Source organism: Ureibacillus sp. FSL W8-0352 (assembly GCF_038004345.1).
In the GTDB taxonomy this organism is placed as follows: domain Bacteria; phylum Bacillota; class Bacilli; order Bacillales_A; family Planococcaceae; genus Ureibacillus; species Ureibacillus thermosphaericus.
In genome coordinates this window covers 1,099,436-1,117,117 of record NZ_JBBOQT010000001.1, presented here as the reverse complement: position 1 = coordinate 1,117,117, position 17,682 = coordinate 1,099,436, and the positions used below count along the sequence as shown (strand labels likewise).

27 protein-coding genes are annotated in these 17,682 nt (G+C 36.4%); all 27 read left to right on the top strand.

Translation table 11 applies throughout. The annotated features are described in order from the left end of the window. The first annotated feature begins 10 nt into the window (after nucleotides 1–10). The 27 genes from NST98_RS05690 to NST98_RS05560 all read left to right on the top strand — a co-directional run bounded on the left by NST98_RS05690 (nucleotide 11) and on the right by NST98_RS05560 (nucleotide 17,662). The gene (locus tag NST98_RS05690; RefSeq protein WP_340709586.1) at nucleotides 11–1,594 is read left to right on the top strand and encodes a DEAD/DEAH box helicase; all 1,584 of its coding nucleotides are present in this window, start codon (nucleotides 11–13) and stop codon (nucleotides 1,592–1,594) included. 20 nt (nucleotides 1,595–1,614) lie between these two features. Further along, entirely contained in the window at nucleotides 1,615–2,169 is a 555-nt protein-coding gene (locus tag NST98_RS05685; protein ID WP_340709585.1) for a hypothetical protein, read from the top strand. A gap of 49 nt (nucleotides 2,170–2,218) precedes the next feature. Next, nucleotides 2,219–2,671: an SAM-dependent methyltransferase gene (locus tag NST98_RS05680; protein WP_340714665.1), complete on the top strand. Its 453-nt coding sequence runs from the start codon at nucleotides 2,219–2,221 to the stop codon at nucleotides 2,669–2,671. A gap of 79 nt (nucleotides 2,672–2,750) precedes the next feature. Then, nucleotides 2,751–3,242: a dUTP diphosphatase gene (locus NST98_RS05675; protein WP_340709583.1), complete on the top strand. Its 492-nt coding sequence runs from the start codon at nucleotides 2,751–2,753 to the stop codon at nucleotides 3,240–3,242. Between the two features lie 27 nt (nucleotides 3,243–3,269). Then, entirely contained in the window at nucleotides 3,270–5,504 is a 2,235-nt protein-coding gene (locus NST98_RS05670) for an AAA family ATPase (RefSeq protein ID WP_340714664.1), read from the top strand. A gap of 370 nt (nucleotides 5,505–5,874) precedes the next feature. After that, nucleotides 5,875–6,270: a RusA family crossover junction endodeoxyribonuclease gene (locus NST98_RS05665; RefSeq protein WP_340709581.1), complete on the top strand. Its 396-nt coding sequence runs from the start codon at nucleotides 5,875–5,877 to the stop codon at nucleotides 6,268–6,270. Continuing rightward, nucleotides 6,270–6,500 (top strand): hypothetical protein, encoded by a 231-nt coding sequence (locus NST98_RS05660; RefSeq protein ID WP_340709580.1) that lies wholly within the window; start codon nucleotides 6,270–6,272, stop codon nucleotides 6,498–6,500. Before NST98_RS05665 ends, NST98_RS05660 begins: the two co-directional genes overlap by 1 nt. Nucleotides 6,501–6,505: 5 nt before the next feature. Beyond that, nucleotides 6,506–7,024: a hypothetical protein gene (locus NST98_RS05655; RefSeq protein WP_340709579.1), complete on the top strand. Its 519-nt coding sequence runs from the start codon at nucleotides 6,506–6,508 to the stop codon at nucleotides 7,022–7,024. A 180-nt stretch (nucleotides 7,025–7,204) separates the two neighbouring features. Further along, a complete protein-coding gene (locus tag NST98_RS05650; RefSeq protein WP_340714663.1) occupies nucleotides 7,205–7,384 on the top strand; it encodes a hypothetical protein in 180 nt (59 codons plus the stop codon). Between the two features lie 79 nt (nucleotides 7,385–7,463). Next, entirely contained in the window at nucleotides 7,464–8,471 is a 1,008-nt protein-coding gene (locus NST98_RS05645; RefSeq protein WP_340714662.1) for a DUF6731 family protein, read from the top strand. 5 nt (nucleotides 8,472–8,476) lie between these two features. Next, entirely contained in the window at nucleotides 8,477–8,968 is a 492-nt protein-coding gene (locus NST98_RS05640; RefSeq protein WP_340714661.1) for a hypothetical protein, read from the top strand. A 45-nt stretch (nucleotides 8,969–9,013) separates the two neighbouring features. After that, nucleotides 9,014–9,199, top strand: coding sequence for a hypothetical protein (locus NST98_RS05635; RefSeq protein ID WP_340714660.1), 186 nt, complete (start codon nucleotides 9,014–9,016; stop codon nucleotides 9,197–9,199). Nucleotides 9,200–9,242: 43 nt separating this feature from the next. Next, nucleotides 9,243–9,536, top strand: coding sequence for an HNH endonuclease (locus tag NST98_RS05630; RefSeq protein ID WP_340715679.1), 294 nt, complete (start codon nucleotides 9,243–9,245; stop codon nucleotides 9,534–9,536). A 75-nt stretch (nucleotides 9,537–9,611) separates the two neighbouring features. After that, nucleotides 9,612–9,968 carry a P27 family phage terminase small subunit gene (locus NST98_RS05625; protein WP_340709576.1) on the top strand — a complete coding sequence of 119 codons (357 nt, stop codon included), beginning with the start codon at nucleotides 9,612–9,614 and terminating at the stop codon, nucleotides 9,966–9,968. A gap of 25 nt (nucleotides 9,969–9,993) precedes the next feature. Then, complete coding sequence (locus tag NST98_RS05620) at nucleotides 9,994–11,694, top strand: terminase large subunit (protein ID WP_340714659.1); 1,701 nt, start codon at nucleotides 9,994–9,996, stop codon at nucleotides 11,692–11,694. Nucleotides 11,695–11,710: 16 nt separating this feature from the next. Then, nucleotides 11,711–12,934, top strand: coding sequence for a phage portal protein (locus NST98_RS05615; protein WP_340714658.1), 1,224 nt, complete (start codon nucleotides 11,711–11,713; stop codon nucleotides 12,932–12,934). Continuing rightward, on the top strand, nucleotides 12,924–13,262 hold the full coding sequence (locus NST98_RS05610; protein WP_340714657.1) for a hypothetical protein: 339 nt from the start codon (nucleotides 12,924–12,926) through the stop codon (nucleotides 13,260–13,262). The genes NST98_RS05615 and NST98_RS05610 overlap by 11 nt, the downstream gene beginning before the upstream one ends. Further along, nucleotides 13,255–13,830 carry an HK97 family phage prohead protease gene (locus NST98_RS05605; RefSeq protein ID WP_340714656.1) on the top strand — a complete coding sequence of 192 codons (576 nt, stop codon included), beginning with the start codon at nucleotides 13,255–13,257 and terminating at the stop codon, nucleotides 13,828–13,830. The genes NST98_RS05610 and NST98_RS05605 overlap by 8 nt, the downstream gene beginning before the upstream one ends. Then, nucleotides 13,823–15,025: a phage major capsid protein gene (locus NST98_RS05600; protein WP_340714655.1), complete on the top strand. Its 1,203-nt coding sequence runs from the start codon at nucleotides 13,823–13,825 to the stop codon at nucleotides 15,023–15,025. Before NST98_RS05605 ends, NST98_RS05600 begins: the two co-directional genes overlap by 8 nt. Nucleotides 15,026–15,038: 13 nt before the next feature. Then, the gene (locus NST98_RS05595; RefSeq protein ID WP_445684021.1) at nucleotides 15,039–15,224 is read left to right on the top strand and encodes a hypothetical protein; all 186 of its coding nucleotides are present in this window, start codon (nucleotides 15,039–15,041) and stop codon (nucleotides 15,222–15,224) included. Beyond that, nucleotides 15,224–15,532: a hypothetical protein gene (locus tag NST98_RS05590; protein WP_340714654.1), complete on the top strand. Its 309-nt coding sequence runs from the start codon at nucleotides 15,224–15,226 to the stop codon at nucleotides 15,530–15,532. Before NST98_RS05595 ends, NST98_RS05590 begins: the two co-directional genes overlap by 1 nt. After that, nucleotides 15,504–15,845, top strand: a complete 342-nt coding sequence (locus tag NST98_RS05585) for a hypothetical protein (RefSeq protein WP_340714653.1) — start codon at nucleotides 15,504–15,506, stop codon at nucleotides 15,843–15,845. Before NST98_RS05590 ends, NST98_RS05585 begins: the two co-directional genes overlap by 29 nt. Then, on the top strand, nucleotides 15,846–16,202 hold the full coding sequence (locus NST98_RS05580; RefSeq protein ID WP_340714652.1) for an HK97 gp10 family phage protein: 357 nt from the start codon (nucleotides 15,846–15,848) through the stop codon (nucleotides 16,200–16,202). It begins immediately after the preceding gene. After that, nucleotides 16,199–16,519, top strand: coding sequence for a hypothetical protein (locus NST98_RS05575; RefSeq protein ID WP_340714651.1), 321 nt, complete (start codon nucleotides 16,199–16,201; stop codon nucleotides 16,517–16,519). The genes NST98_RS05580 and NST98_RS05575 overlap by 4 nt, the downstream gene beginning before the upstream one ends. 12 nt (nucleotides 16,520–16,531) lie before the next feature. Then, nucleotides 16,532–17,098 (top strand): major tail protein, encoded by a 567-nt coding sequence (locus NST98_RS05570; protein WP_340714650.1) that lies wholly within the window; start codon nucleotides 16,532–16,534, stop codon nucleotides 17,096–17,098. 52 nt (nucleotides 17,099–17,150) lie between these two features. After that, nucleotides 17,151–17,483, top strand: a complete 333-nt coding sequence (locus NST98_RS05565) for a hypothetical protein (RefSeq protein ID WP_340714649.1) — start codon at nucleotides 17,151–17,153, stop codon at nucleotides 17,481–17,483. A 20-nt stretch (nucleotides 17,484–17,503) separates the two neighbouring features. Continuing rightward, nucleotides 17,504–17,662 carry a hypothetical protein gene (locus tag NST98_RS05560; RefSeq protein ID WP_340714648.1) on the top strand — a complete coding sequence of 53 codons (159 nt, stop codon included), beginning with the start codon at nucleotides 17,504–17,506 and terminating at the stop codon, nucleotides 17,660–17,662. Nucleotides 17,663–17,682 lie beyond the last annotated feature (20 nt).

Genomic DNA, 17,682 nt, shown 5'->3' with positions numbered 1-17,682 from the left:
GGGTGATTGAATGAAATTAAGACCATATCAACAAGAAGCAAGAGAAGCAATTCAAAGAGAGTGGAAAAACGGGAATAAACGAACATTATTAGTCCTTCCTACTGGTTGTGGTAAAACGGTAGTTTTCTCGAAAGTAACTGAAGATCGTGTAAGAATGGGCGAGCGAGTACTAATACTCGCTCACCGTTCAGAATTATTGGAACAAGCTTCCGATAAGTTAGAAAAAGCGACTGGGCTAAAAACAGCAATGGAAAAAGCTGAACACACTTCGCTGGGTAGTTGGTATCGAGTAGTCGTTGGAAGTGTCCAGACATTAATGCGAGAAAAACGATTGAAACAATTTGATAAAAATTTCTTTGACACCATTATCGTTGATGAAGCACATCATACAATCGCTGATAGTTATCTAAGAATTTTAAATCATTTTGAAAATGCTAACGTGTTAGGAGTTACAGCTACTCCTGACCGTGGCGATATGAAAAATCTTGGTCAATTTTATCAATCACTAGCTTATGAATATACGTTACCAAGAGCTATCAAAGAAGGTTATTTATCACCAATCAAAGCATTAACCATTCCACTGGAATTGGATATTTCAAAAGTTTCTCAACAAGCAGGAGATTTTAAAGCGAGTGAAATTAGTACCGCATTAGATCCGTACCTGGAACAAATTGCGGATGAAATGTGGAAAGTAGCTAAAGAAAGAAAAATCGTAGTATTTTTACCACTTGTGAAAACAAGCCAGAAATTCACAGAAATCTTAAATCGAAAAGGATTTCATGCTGCAGAGGTCAATGGAGAATCAAAAGACCGTGAACAAATTTTAAAAGATTTTGAGAATGACAAATACAACGTGCTTTGCAACTCAATGCTCTTAACGGAAGGTTGGGACTGCCCGTCAGTCGATTGCGTCGTTGTCTTAAGACCGACAAAAGTACGAGCGTTATATTCACAGATGGTTGGGCGTGGTACTCGGCTACATCCTGGGAAAACGGAATTACTGTTATTAGATTTTCTTTGGCATACAGAGCGACATGAATTATGTCGCCCAGCACATTTAATCGCACAAAGTGACGAAGTAGCTAAAGCTATGACAAAACAAATTGAAGAAGCTGCAGTTCCACTTGATTTAGAAGAAGTTGAACAGAAAGCCCAGGAAGATGTTATCGCAGAACGTGAAGAAGCATTAGCCAAACAATTAGCCGAAATGCGTAAACGGAAACGGAAATTAGTAGATCCGTTGCAATTTGAAATGAGTATCCAAGCCGAAGATTTGGCAAATTATGTGCCGGCATTTGGTTGGGAAATGGGTCCACCAAGCGAAAAACAGATTAAAACTCTTGAAAAACTAGGTATATTTCCAGATGAAATTGAGAATGCAGGAAAGGCTGCAAAACTACTAGACAGATTAGAAAAACGACGCGAACAAGGATTAACAACACCGAAACAAATTCGATTTTTAGAAAGTCGAGGATTCCAGCACGTTGGTACATGGTCATTTGAAGCAGCTAAAAAAATGATTGATCGAATTGCTGCTAATGGATGGCGAATTCCACAAGGAATAGTACCAGCTGAATATATACCAGAAAATTAAAACAAAGGGGAGTTGTTAAAATGAAAATCAATGTGGATATACAAAATGGTCAATTAATTGCTGAGAACGTTCAAGCAGAACAAGTGAATAAAGTGATTGATGGATTCTTCAATGTATTAGGGTTCGATACAAAAAGAGAGCCAGTAGCAAAAAAAATAACTCCTGTAGTAACGAAAAATGAAGAAAAAAATACGGAATCAGAACCAAAAACTACACCGAAAGCGCAAACAGTACAAAATCCACCGAAGATTCTTCCTAAAGTGAATGGGGATTGGACATTAAATGTACCAATTAGCGAGATTCTCGAATCAAAACAGCAAATACCTGAACATTGGAAAACGGGCGTTATAAATCGAGACGACAAATTACATTATCGAACTAAATATTGGTGTGATTGCGGTAATGAAGGGAAACGATATATTCCGAAAGATACTAAATTCGTTTATTGCCATGAATGTAACCAGAAACTATTAGTTGAACCAGCAACACTAGAATTTAATGATAACGGGCTTCCTGAACGTGATCAATGGGGCAATTTCTACATTGCACGCGAGGCATATGAAGAGGGAGAGTAATCTCCCTTGAGTCTTATTAGAAACAAAATGCGACGCAAGGAGGAAGATTATGGCCAAGATTTTAGATGCTTGTTGTGGAAGTAAAATGTTTTGGTTTGATAAGGAAAATGAAGATGTGCTGTACATGGATAATCGCCAGTTAAGTACAACCTTATGTGATGGTCGTGCTTTGAATATAAATCCTGATATTATTGCGGATTTTCGCAACATGCCTTTCGAAGATAACAGCTTCTATTTGGTTGTTTTTGATCCGCCTCATTTAATAAAGGTTGGAGAAAATTCATGGTTGGCCAAAAAGTATGGGAAGTTAGACGAAAATTGGCGTGATGATTTAGCAAAAGGGTTTAAAGAATGTATGAGAGTTTTAAAACCGAACGGAACATTAATATTTAAGTGGAATGAGGAACAAATACCGCTTAAAGAAGTATTAAAATGCTTTGATAAAAAGCCATTATTCGGCAATAAGAGAAGCAAAACTCATTGGTTAGTATTCATGAAGTAATGAACACTTCGTAGAAATTATGACGTATTTGAAACATATTGCGAAATGAAGTACTGGACGAAAGAACGGAGGAATCTGAATGAATTATCCAAAATTGTTCGAAGCTCAACGAAAATTAGATGACCACATCATTACTGAAAAGAATTTACAAGGACAAGATTTATTCCACAACAAAATTGAAGCATTACTATGCGAAATTCAAGAATGCGCGAATGAAACACGTTGCTTTAAACACTGGAGTAATAAAGAAGCGAATATGGAAAATGCACTTGAAGAAGCTGCAGATAGTTTTCACTTTATATTATCGATTGGGAACGATTTAAATATAAAACCAGAAGATGTTGAAAAACAAAAAGCCCGAATTTATGAAGATTTAACATTACAGTTCATTATTTTAACTTATACAGTCACTTGCATGGCAATATTCAATGATAAGATACGTTATTACTTTGAAGCTATCAGCATATTTAAAGGTTTGATGTGTTCGCTTAAATTCACGGAAAACCAATTGGAAGAAGCTTATTATAAGAAAAATAAAGTGAATTACGAACGACAAGCATCAAATTATTAACGTCGAAGTGGGTTGGAAAGTAGGTGTGTGACCTTGGAAAATAAATTAGACTTACGTGAATTACTACAATACATTGATCCAGCAGTATTAACTTATCAGGAATGGCTAAACGTCGGTATGGCTTTGAAATACGAAGGCTATACAGCAAGCGATTGGGATTCTTGGAGTGCTAGCGATACAGCACGATATAAGCCTGGCGAATGCTTTAAAAAGTGGACAACATTCGAAGGAACTGGAATTACAGGAGCTACAATTACTCAAATGGCCAAGGATTATGGCGGGTGGCAGCCAAAATCACAAATCGAAAGCCGTGAATTGGATTGGAATGATGAGATTAATGCAGATGATGATTATAAAATAATCGATAAAAACTGGATTGAAGGAAAAGAAATTCATGAACCTATCAATTGGAATCCAGTAAGAGAGATTACAAGATATTTAGAAACGCTTTTCCAATCAACGGAGTATGTTGGATATGTTACATCAACTTATGAAATCACAGATGAAAAAACAGGAGAAAAAATCTATAAACCGACAGCTGGGAACTATGACAGAACTGCTGGACAATTAATTGAAGCTTTAAATAAATGTAATGGCGACATTGGAAGTGTTTTAGGTGATTATAACGAGCTAGCAGGAGCATGGATCCGTTTCAATCCATTAGATGGGAAAGGCGTTAAAAATGATAACGTAACCGATTATCGATATGCATTAGTCGAATCAGATAACACAGATATTGAAAAGCAAAATGCCATTATACGCGAACTAGAATTACCAATAGCCGTGTTAGTCCATAGCGGTAAGAAAAGTCTTCATGCTATCGTGAAAATCGACGCACCGAATTATGACGAATATCGAAAACGTGTTGATTATCTGTATAACGTTTGTAAAAAGAACGGATTAAAAGTTGATAACCAGAATCGAAATCCATCACGATTAAGTCGCCTTCCTGGTGTCACACGAAATGGTAAAAAGCAATTCATTGTTGATACAAACATTGGAAAGGCAGATTGGAATGAATGGTACGAATGGATTGAGGATTTAAACGACGATTTACCAGATATGGAGAACCTGGAAGATTTTTTTTATAATCCACCGGATCTTGCTCCACCATTAATTGAAGGGGTACTAAGACAAGGGCATAAAATGCTAATTGCCGGTCCATCAAAGGCTGGTAAATCATTTGCATTAATTGAATTATCAATTGCTATAGCAGAAGGCATTAAATGGTTAGGTTGGCAATGTGCACAAGGACATGTATTATACGTCAACCTAGAACTAGATAGACCTAGTGCGTTACATCGATTTAAAGATGTATACAAGGCATTAGGGCTGCAACCAAAGAACATTCGAAATATCGATATTTGGAACTTACGTGGTAAGTCGGTTCCAATGGACAAATTAGCACCAAAATTAATCCGTAGGGCGCAGAAAAAAGGCTATATAGCCGTTATTATTGACCCGATTTATAAAGTTTTAACAGGTGACGAGAATAGCGCAGACCAAATGGCACACTTCACGAATCAATTTGATAAAGTAGCGACGGAATTAGGTTGTAGCGTGATTTATTGTCATCACCATTCAAAAGGAACGCAAGGTAATAAAAAATCAATGGACCGTGCTAGTGGTTCTGGTGTATTTGCACGTGACCCAGATGCTTTGCTCGATTTAATCGAATTAGAGTTAACAGATGATTTAATTAAGCAACAAGAAAATGCAGCGATTTGTAAGATTTACGATGATATTATCAAACGTGTGAACTTTGATTATTATGACCAACATGTCGGATTAGATGATCAATTGAGTGCTTACCAGATGGAAGAGCATGCTAAACGAGTGTTAAATCAAGAACAGTTGCAGCAAGCCAAAAACGAAATATCCAAAGCTGTGAATGTTATTCACTTACGCACGGCATGGCGAATTGAAGGAACGTTACGCGAGTTCCCGAAATTCAAACCGTTTAATATATGGTTCCAGTATCCTGTACACACAGTCGATGAAAGCGGAATTTTAAATGATGTTGAACCAGAAGGAAATTCACCTACTTGGAAAAAGAATTTTACTAAAAAGAAAAGTGCTAAAGAGCGTAAAGAAGAACAGAAACAATCGTTAGAAATAGCTTATGAAGCATGCAGTATTGATGAAAAAGTAACTGTAAAAGCGCTAGCAGAATACATGGGGATTTCAGAAAAAACTGTAAGAAGACGTATTAATGAACATGGCGGATTTGCAGTCATTGAAGGTGAAGTTACTCGAAAGTGACATCAAATGGACAAAGGACAAACTCGAATTTTGTCCTTTGTCCATAACGAAGGATAACAAGGACATTTTCGAGATTTGTCCTTGTCCCTTTAAGGGACAATATCAAAGTTGTCCCTGTCCCTTAAACGGACAAACTCGAATTTTGTCCCTGTCCCTACCAGAGGGACAAATTCGGGAAATTTTCGACTTTGTCCTTAGGACAGACAAACCTATATTACTACGTAATATAGGGTGTTGTCCCTGACCTTAAGGTCAAGGGGGAAAAGAAGGTGTGGGCGTTAAGACTGCGCCCACAACCTTCCTTCCCCTTACCTTGACTAAAAGATTTTGTCCCTAAAAATAATGAAAGTAAGAAAATGGAAGTGGTAAAATGACAGTTGAATTTTTTATCCCGATTGTTCCACCAACAACAACTCACCAACAGAAAAAAACTACTTTTCGAAATGGTAAGCCTATATTTTATGAACCTGCAGAATTAAAATCTGCTCGAGCAAAATTAATGGCACATCTTGGTCAACATGTACCAGAGAAAAAATATACCGGTCCAATTCGTTTGATGACAAAATGGTGCTTTCCCGTAACAGGAAAACATAAAAACGGTGAATATAAATACACAAAACCAGATACCGATAATCTTCAAAAATTATTAAAAGATTGCATGACTGATTGTGGCTATTGGAAAGACGATGCGTTAGTAGCTTCAGAGATTGTTGAAAAGTTTTGGGCAGATGTTCCAGGGATCTATATTCGAATCGAGGCGATTTGATGGATTATAAAAAATTTTATGCTGAAATTGCAGATTGGATTTTGCATGTAAATTATATGGCAATGCAACACGGCATGGAAAGTTATTTGTTCTGGAACTGGGTATCGCATTCAATTGGTGAACTTGCAAACAAATATCAAAATAATCAATTAGTCATTCGACAATTAGCCATGTTGTACATGTGGCTAGAAGATGTGTACTTAGAACAACAAAGTAAAGAAGGTGCATAATGATTATGGCTAAACTGAACAAAGAACAACTAGAAATCATTTCAAGAACAGCAGCGGCTGTTGCGATTGAAAAATATATAGCAGAACAAGAAACAAGAGAGCGAAAACTTTATGATCGTCGATTACATAATGTGAAATTACTTCTCAGAAATTATCGTTCTCTAGCAAATCATGTTGCAGAAATTAAGCTTGATATAGTTGAACTGGATGAAAAACTAGAATTATCGTATTTAGAATCCGATGAATTTGCTATCAATGCAATTAAACGTTCTAAAAACAGAACATTAGCAATGATTAAGTTTATCAATAAGACATTAGAAATATATAAAATCATTTGTGAGCAATCTAACGAGATTCGCAAGTATGAAACAATATACTACTTGTATATTGCAAAAGAGAAAATGACTATCAAAGAGTTAAGTGAAGTTCAATTTCTGTCAGAACGGATGATTTATAAAAATCGAAATAAAGCTTTCGAAGACTTGACAGTACTGTTTTTTGGTATTGACGGGTTACGTTTTTAAAGAGTGCAAAAAGAGTTCATTTTCAGCACAATATGAAAATTGTAAAATGATAGTGTGGTAAAATAGCAAACTACTAGATATCGGTATTGTTTAAGTGTTACTTCAAAACAAAAGGCTTCGCGGTAAAGTCACAATCGTTATTGATTGTGGCTTTTTATTTTATGAAAGAAGGTGAGGCGTATGAGAATTGAAGAAAGAATACCGGCAGAAATTAAAAAGCGATTAGGCTATAACAATGATTCTCGATTGAAGAAGAAACATAAGAAGCGTGAATGGCTAACAAGGCAAGATATCGAAGAATTAATGGGCGTGAATCGGCCGACGTACAAGCGTGTGCGTGGGGCGATTAGGAGGAAATAGTGTCGAGATTTGACGAACGAATTTTGTAGGAAAATCGTCTCCTTTTGTCGAATTGAGTAGGCGAAAGGGGAGATTAAATTTGGCAAGAAAATATGTGAGATTTAATTATTTCGAGGTACAGTTGGTACCTGCACCAGTTGTACTGAGGGATGAGTTTAATGAAGAGTATCAAGATTACGAACATCTAAACGATGGCGATTTTGCAGATGCTTGGGATATGTCAGCTTTTCTTGATTTCTTAATGACTCATCCTGAATTTGACACCACAGTTGCTGTAGGAGATGAGTTTGCGGAGATGGAAAAGGATTCATATTCTTATGATCAGCGCAGGAATGTTTATGGATTTCAATTGTCGAAATTGAGAGACAAAAATATCCCATCTAAAAAAAGGTTTGGGGAGATAAAAGAAGAAATTTTACTTGAGCAGGATGAATTTATAGGTGAATTTGTCTCAGTTTTATATGACAATACATACCAAGTAGTTGCTGTTCAATCAAATTTATACGGTCTATCTACTAAGCAAATAGAAAATGTGCTTACACAAATTAGGTTTAGATACCTTGATGCAAATGGTTTAACTGAAGAAGTTCCACTTGTTGTAAGATTAGCACCTATTATTGATAGAGCTAAAATAACCAGAGTAATGCAATCTGACTATTACAAAAAAATTAGGTTAAAAGGTTCTAATGTTATGTTAGATGCAAATTTAGATGATACCAGCTTAATGGGAGATGCAAGAAGATTACTTAACGAAGTTGCAGGAGTCAACATTGATATAACAATATCATTAGGAAGGGCTGAAAAAACCGCGTCATTAGATGATCAGAAAATAAGAGAGGTGATTGAGTCTTATCTTGGAATGCCTGAAGATCAAAGACCTCAATTAGAAATAACTGCTTTAGACAATGAAGAAGCTGAAATCGAGACCATAAATCTTTTTGAACCAAGGATGACTGATAGAATTAGTATAGTGGTTGAACCTAGAACGACAGTTGCACATGAATATTTATTTAACACATTTTTAGAAACCTATGACATAAGGAGACCTGATATAAGAAGGGTTCTTATGCCCATAAGTTTGGAGTGATGTTATTGACAGAAAAAATTTATGATTTTTTTGAAGTTATCTGGGAAAAATATTCAATACCTTTATCAATTGTCGCAAGTATATTAATCGGTTTTCTTTATTACAAAGGCTTAATTGTTAATATACGAGCTGTTACATCTAATATTGTTACATTCGCATCAATTGTAATTGGTGTGAATGGAGTTTTCTTAACACTAATAATTACTCTCCAGGAATCACCTGCATTTATTAGGTTAAGAGAGTTGTTTCCGTCATTCCAAACAAAATTGTACCTTAGTTTAAGAAATCAAATTATATATGGACTTGTTGTAGTAATCATATCCATACTGATTAACCTGTTGCCTCCGTCTCCAAATATTTATTTTTCTGTTTTGGGAGTCACAGTATGGTTTGTATTTTTCTTTTTAATGAGTATAGGATCATTTATATCTGTTAAACTCGTTACAGATATTATTGTGAAGAATTTTAATATTACAACAAGAAAAAAACGCCAATAATAAGCATCCTTCGGGGTGCTTTTTTATTTGGAGGAGTGGTGATAAATGAAAATTCAAATTGATTTAAACGAGCTAAAACAAATGCTTGATAATTGTGTTAAAGATACAGAAGCATTAGCTAAAATGATTGAAGAATATAACGAAAAGTATCCATTTGTAAAGCTGACTGCAAATATAGATATTGATTATGAGAAGGCTATGAAATGTATTAAGTTTGAATTGATTAAGTAAGCATCCGAATAATCGGGCGCTTTTTTATTTGGGGGTTGATAGCATGAACTTCTATAAAACACAAACCTGGAAACGTAAACGAGCAAAGATTTTACGACGAGATGGATATGAATGTTTGAACTGTAAGCGGTACGGTAAGAATCGAACTGCAACAACAGTACATCATTGCCATCCGTTAAAAGAAAGACCAGACTTGCGGTTGGTATCATGGAATCTTATTTCTTTATGTGCCGAATGCCACGGGAAGATGCATGACCGAGAAACAGATAAGCTAACCGAGCTTGGTGAGTTTTGGCGAGAGAAAGTAACCCCCCACTCTTCTTCTGCTGTGAATTGACCAACGGGGACCGGCGGGGGGAACTTTTTCCAATAGAGCGACTTTCAGAAAAATTTTTTTTGGGAGGTGAAGACGGTGTCAAAAATTCCAACGAAGGAAACAATTAAACGGCGAACAATAGCAGACATGAAAGAGTTGGGAGTTTATAAAAAGCAGTACGGACGCATGATTGACATATATGCAGGGCTAGTTCATCAATTTATGGTGCTGAACAAAAAATTTGAAGAAGGTGAATATGAGGTTCAAGTTCACTCGGCTAAAGGAGGACCAAAAAAAGCGCCGATTGTTGCGACCCTGGAAAGTTTAAGAAAAGATATTTTGGCATACTCCGACCGTCTTTGCTTAAACCCGAAAGCGCGGGAAACGGTGACGGTTGAATCAAATCAAAAATCAGCACTTGCAAGTGTGTTGAGTAGTCTTGAAAAAGGCTAAGAAGTTTAAAAATTATGACATAGTAATGGAGTATGCTAAAAACATTGTGGAAGGCAGGAAAGTCGCTTGTAAAGAAACCGTACAAATGTGCGAGCGATTCTTAAAAGATTTAGAGAATCCAGCTTATGATTTCAATCCAACAGATGCCGAATTTGTTATTCAAATTATTGAAAAGACATTTGTTCATCAGAAAGGCGAAGATATGGAAGGGCGGCCGTTAAGAGGTACGCCTTTTTTATTACAGCGGTGGCAAAAGTTTGTAGTTTACAACTTGCTAGGGTTCTTTCATAAAGGAACGAAACTAAGAAGGTTTAAAGAAGCTTTTATTATGCTTGCCAGAAAAAACGGGAAAACACCTTTTATGAGTGCTTTGGCGTGGGGGATTGGATTGTTGGAAAGAAAATCGGGCGCGGAAATCGTAATCGTTGGCGAGAAACTTAAGCAAGCGTTGCAATCTTTTAATTTTTTACTTTTTAATCTTCGACATATGGGCGAAGAGAAAAATTTCCGCATACTCGACAACAACCAGGAACATTCCATCAGCGGAGAACTAGGAGATGGATACATTCGGATTGAAACAATCGCTGGAAACAGTGACCGGATGGACTCTTTGAACACGCTTATCCAAATTCTCGATGAACTGCATTTGTATAAATCTGCCAGTCACTATAACACAATCAAAGAATCTGGTAAGGCTTATCGAAACAGCATGTGCATTGGAATCACAACTGCTGGGGATAATCCCAACAGCTTCTGCTACAACCGCATGAAGTACTGTCAAAAAATCCTGGACGGCACGGTTAAAGATGAACAGTATTTTGTGTTTATCGCCAAAGCAGATGAGGACCCAGAAACCGGAGAAGTGGATTATACGAATCCAATCGAACATGAAAAAGCGAATCCAAATTACAATATTTCTGTATCTGCACATGAATTAATGAATGATGCTTTGCAGGCCCAAAACGATCCACAACAAAGAAAATCATTTTTAGCAAAATCTTTGAACGTCTATACTTCTGCTTTAAAAGCATATTTCAATATCGATGAATTCCGTTCAAGCGACAGAAAATACAACTGGACAATCGAGGAATTAGTTAAACTTCCAATCAAGTGGTATGGAGGGGCCGATTTATCAAGGATGCATGATTTAACTGCGGCCGCATTGTATGGAACATATCAAGATATTGATATTGCCATAACACATGCATTCTTCCCAATAGTTGCAGCACATGCTAAAGCGGAAGAAGATAACATACCACTTTTTGGTTGGAAAGATGACGGTTGGTTAACAATGACGAATACACCAACAACGAACCATACTGACATAATTAATTGGTTCATTACAATGCGGAAAATGGGATTCAAAATTAAAATTGTTGGATTTGACCGTAAATTTGGCCGTGAATTCTTTCTTGGTATGAAAAAAGCTGGATTTAAGATTGTTGACCAACCACAATACTATTACAAAAAATCAGAAGGTTTTAGACGGATTGAGAAAAAAGCAAAAGATGGGAAATTTTATTATTTACATTCAGAAGCATACGAATATTGCGTTCAAAATGTACACGCCGTTGAAAAAACAGATGACATGGTTATGTATGAGAAAATAGATGGCGATGGCGGGGTAATGCGTATTGACTTATTTGATGCATCTGTTTTTGCTTCGGTTCAAATGTTAGAAGATATGACGCGGAAACAAGGTGCATCAGAATGGTTAAACAATTAAGAAAGGTGGTGGAAACTTGGCTTTTTGGAATAGAAGAAAACAACAACGATCTTCAATAGCAATTCCTATTGCATTAGGTAGCACCGATGCAGTCGGTTATGTAAAATTGTCTGAACATCCAGATGTATTAACGGCAGTGGATAAGATTGCTGATTTAGTTTCGAATATGACTATTCATTTGGTTGAAAAAACCGAAAAAGGCGACAAGCGAATAGTAAACGAACTATCCCGAAAAGTTGATATAGAGCCGTGTCGTAACATGACAAGAAAGACCTGGCTTTATAAAATCGTTCGGGATTTATTATTGGACGGCGATGGGAATTCTATTGTTCATATTTCAGTGGATAAGAAAACTGGATTGATTGAAAATCTAGTTCCATTCCAAATGTCAATGGTTAGTTATAATGACGGGAACAGTTTAATTGATTATACAATTGATTACAGTGGAATTACTTATTTGCCAGATGAAGTAATTCATTTTGTATTAAACCCACATCCACTTTATCCATATCGCGGTATCGGTTATCGAGTGGCTTTGAAAAATTTAGTAAAGAATCTTTCACAAGCGAATAAAACAAAAAATAATTTTATGTCCGGTAAATATATGCCTTCAATTATCATTGCAGTCGATGCATTAACTGAAGAATTATCGAGTAAAGAGGGCCGAGAAGAAATACTTAACAAATATATTGATGAAACTGAAGGTGGAAAACCGTGGGTAATTCCAGCTGATTTAGTAAAAGTGGAGCAAGTTAAACCTCTTTCTTTAAAAGATATTGCAATTGTGGAAGGCATGGAAATCGATAAAAAATCATTAGCAGGTCTTTTAGGAGTACCTGCTTTTTTCTTGGGTGTTGGTGAATTTGATAAAGATGAATATAACAACTTTGTAAACACTCGCATCATGTCAATTGGTCAGCGTATCGCACAGACGTTAACACGGGATATATTAATCAACCCGAATTGGTATTTCAGATTAAATCCTCGTAGCTTGTATTCTTACAATTTAACGGAACTTGTGAATGCCGGAAAAGAATTGGTGGACCGGACAGCCATGCGCCGGAATGAATGGCGAGATTGGGTTGGATTGGATCCGGACGAAGAAATGGAAGAACTTATTATCTTGGAGAACTACATCCCGGCTGACAAAATCGGTAATCAAAGCAAATTGTTATCGGATGAAGAAAGGATGGCGTTAGCACTGAAAATATTGAAAGGTGGTGGAACAGTTGTATCATGACACATTCGATTTAGAAAGAGTTAAAAGTGTTTTAGAAAAAGATCCAAATATTGATGTGGTTATTATTTCAAATAGCATAACTTTATCAGAACTATATTGGAGAAGAATTCAGGACCATTTAGGGATTAAGAAAGAAGCTTATGTCGTAACGGACAGTGAACATGCATTAGATGGAATTCCTATAAAAAATTCGCTTATTTTGAAAATCGGTAGATGGTGGGAAAACCGGAATGCGAGAGAGTTTATGCTTCAAACATCATTTGCAAAATTGACGCTACCCATAACTTTCATTACACCATTTTGGAAAGGTGGTGAGGTTAGTGAATAAAAGGCACATTCAATTCACTTCTGCGCTTCAAACGCGCTCAACTGACAATGAAAATGAGGGAATTATTGAAGGGTATTTTGCAGTTTATAATTCGGAAACCGAATTATGGCCAGGTGCTTTTGAAGAAATTGCTCCTGGAGCTTTTGAAAATAGTTTAAGAACAAAAGACATATTTTGCTTGGACAACCATGACAGCCGGGTAGTACTTGCTTCGACAGGTAGTAAAACACTCGAACTGAAATCGGATGAAAAAGGTTTATGGGGCCGAGTGGTTCTTGATTTAGAAGATCCATTTGCAAAATCTGCATTCCGTAAAGTACAGACCGGAAAAGTGCGCGGCTGTTCATTTGGTTTCTATCCGGTCCGGGAAGAAACCATTAACAAAGAAGATGGCTCCATCAAATGGCGCATTTTAGAAGCAGAATTGTTGGAAGTGTCAATTACTGCTTTTCCTGCTTATCCGCAAACTGATATTTCTGCACGGCAAAAAGATGCAGAAAGAATCAAAAAAGAAAAATTGGAACAAAGAAAAAAACAAATTTTAGAAAGGATGAAAAAAAATGCCTAAACCAATTTTAATTGGTGCGAAATTAAATCTAAAACGCAGCGCATTAAAAACTGTGGAAGGAGAACTTCAAACTTTATTAAATAAACGCAATGAGTTGGAAGCAGCGGTTAACGAAGCACAAACAGAAGATGAATTAGCTGCTTTAGAAAATGAAGTCAATGAAAACGAAAGTGCTATCGAAGCAAAAGAAAATGAAAAATCGCAACTTGAAGAAGAAATTCAACAATTAGAAAGCGAATTGGAACGGTCAAATAATAAAGTTCCGACTAATCGATCTAAAACAAACGATAACGGAGGTAAAAGAAGCATGGATAAAGAGCAATTAAAAGAATTACGTTCAGCTATTAACGCTTATATCCGCACAAAAGGCGCGGAAGTACGTGCAGTAGAAGGTTTTAAATTAGTGGACGGCGGCGCTTTGGTGCCGGAAGAATTATTGACACCAGAAAAGGCTCCCGAAGATGTAGTTGACTTATTACAATACGTAAAACGTGTGCCTGTTAACAGCGCAAGCGGTAAGTATCCGGTTATTGCAAAATCTGGTTCTAAAATGAACACAGTCGAAGAACTTGAAGCGAATCCAGAACTTGCAAAACCAAAAATTACAGATGTAAATTACAGTGTAAAAACTTATCGTGGATATATTCCAGTATCACAAGAAGTTATCGATGATGCGGATTATGATATTGTTGGTTTAATTGATGAAGAAATTCGCGATCAAGAATTAAACACTCGTAATGCTGCTATTGCTACCGTATTAAAAACAGCGAAACCAAAAACAGTATCTTCGCTTGATGAGTTAATTACATTGCTAAATACAGGATTTAAAACAGCTTACCAAGTAAAACTTTATGTATCACAATCTTTATTTAACGTGCTTGATTTGATGAAAGACAATAACGGTCGCTATTTACTTCAAGACGATATTACGGTTGCAAGCGGCAAACGTCTAAAAGGAAAAGAAATTGTTGTATTGGATGATGAAATTATTGGTGATGCAGCAGGTGATTTAAAAGCGTTTATCGGTGATGCGAAAGCATTCTGCAAATTCTTTGATCGCAAACAAGTATCTGTAAAATGGGTAGACAATAACATTTACGGTCAATTACTAGCTGGATTTGTTCGTTTTGATGTTCGAAAAGCAGATGAAAATGCAGGGTACTATGTCATTTACGAAGATGCTCCTGGAGCGTAAGGAGTGATTGCAAATGACCAAATACAAAGTGATTCGCAAATTTAAAGATTTGCAGGACGGCAACCACATTTACAACATTGGCGACACATACCCACGAAAAGGAAAGCGGCCAAAAAAAGAACGCATTGAAGAATTACTTTCTAGTAATAACAAAGTAGGTAAGCCATTGATTGTGGAAGTTGAAGAAGGTGATGAGTAATGTCTGAACAATTTTTACAGACATGCTTATCACTTTTTAAATTGGATTTGGGTATCACTCACAATTTACGCGATGTCCTTTTTTTAAATCTATTAAAATCTTCTTCTATTGAATTAACTAAAATGGGTGTTGATCTTTCAAAAGAAACTGCAGAGGACATACAACTTATCGTTGATTATTCATTGTGGCAATATCGTAAAAGACAGGATGATGTTGGGCTTCCACGGAATTTACAATTTAAAATTCATAATCGTGTAATCCAGAAAGTTGGTGAAACAAATGCCAAGCCTGAAACCGAGAGTGAATAAAAAAGATAGCATATCCAAAGACGATGTTTGCTATCTCATTTCAAAAACGATTATGAAAGATGAATTGGAACAAGAAATCGAGGTAGAAGAAGAGCGACAAGTGTTTTGTGCGCCGATTAGCATTGGGCAGCGTGAATTTAGCGCGGCATTTGTAAATGGGTTGAAACCGGAAATGGTTCTTGTTATTGTTCACGATGAGTACGATGGCGAAGAAAAAGTTGTGTATCACGATAAGCAATACACAATTTATCGCACTTTCACTCGTGATGACGGAGATATTGAATTGTATTGTACTTTAAAGGTTGGTGGTTAAATGGCCATCGATATTAATGATTTAGCAAAAGAAATCACGAAAACAGTTAGTCAATACACAGATGAAGTGGTAGAAAAAGTGGAAATGTCTGCTGACGAATTGTCACAAAAAGGTGTAAAACTGCTGAAAGAGAGAAGTCCGAAAAAAACCGGAGAATATGCAAGAGGTTGGAGCCGAGTTAAAACAAAAGGCGGTTATATCATCAAAAATAAAAAATATCAGTTAACCCATCTGCTTGAAAAAGGTCATGCCAAAGTCGGTGGTGGGCGTGTCCCAGCTAAAGTCCATATAACACCTGTGGAAGAACAACTGATTAAAGAATTTGTTGAAGCGGTTGAAAAGGCGGTGAAAGGATGATTCATTCACTCGCAGAATTAGCACAAGGTTTGAAGTCACTAGGTTATCCAGTCGCTTACTCGCATTTTAAATCAGCACAAACACCGCCGTTTATTTGTTATCGTGTCATCGATTCTGACACATTGACTGGTGATAATACCGTTGTGGATGAAGCGATAAATGTGGACATCGAATTGTATACTGAAACAAAAAATTTAACTGCTGAAAACAAAATAAAACAATTTCTCAAAGACAACGAACTTCCTTGGGATTATGTAGAGAGCTACATAGAAACCGAGGGAGTTTTTCAATGTGTTTTTTCAATTCAGTTAATTTAAGGAGGTATACAAATGGCAAAAGTCGGTTTGAAAAACATTTATGTAGCAAAAATTTTATCTGATGATGAGAACGGAACAACGTATGATACTCCACGTAAATTGAAGCCTGCAATGACTGTCAAAATCTCACCAAATTATGAGACCGCTGAATTATATGGTGACGATCAGCTTCAAGAGGTGGAAGAAGCACTTTCTGGTGTTGATGTTGAATTTGGCGTAAATGAATTAGATAACGAAGATTATGCTTATATTTTCGGTAAAACATTAGATGCTAACGGTGGTATTGTTGATAAAGCGAGTGATTCGGCACCATATCTTGCGTTTGGATATGAGCTTCCATTTTCGGGAGGTCGCGGCAGTAAATTTGTTTGGCTATACAAGGGAAAATTTACACTGCCATCAGAAGAAAATCAAACAAAACAAGGCTCAACTAACTTCCAAACGCCAACGATTAGCGGTAAATTCATGCCACGTGCTTCTGATGGCGTATGGCGTTATTTTGTTGAATCAAAATCAACAAATAGTGAAGTAACATCCACATGGTTTGATGAAGTGAAAGAACCACCAACTACAAATTAAAGGAGCGGCGTAATGCCGTTCTTTTTCATTTTTAACTGTGGAGGGAAAATAAATGGAAAAGGTTGTTATTATTGAAGGTCGTGAAATTCGTTTAAAAGTACACGGAAATATCCCGAACATGTACCATGCGCAATTTAACGAAGATTTATTTATGCAAATTGAAAAAATGCACAAAACAAAAAACATTAATCTTACTTTATTCAATAATTTTTTATGGACATGTGCCAAAGCGGCAGACAAAGATATTCTGCCGCCAGATGAATGGTTTGCATCCTTTGAATCTATGCCTATTTTACACTGCTTAGAAGAAGTAAAAGAATTGTTTGAAAAATTATTCCCGCAGGGAAAGCTGAAGACGAAGGCGCAAAAAGCGACAAAACGCTAACAACAGCGCGTTATTATGCAATGTGCAAAATATGCGAATTAACTAAAGAAGATTTAGAAAATATGACTGTCGATATGGTTTTTAAATACATCGATGAATATGCGGAGTATAAAAATCCAGAAGCAGCTAAACAAAATAAAGTTATTCAATACGCTGATGAAGCGCCAAGTTATGTATAGCCTTCCACAGTTGATTGTGG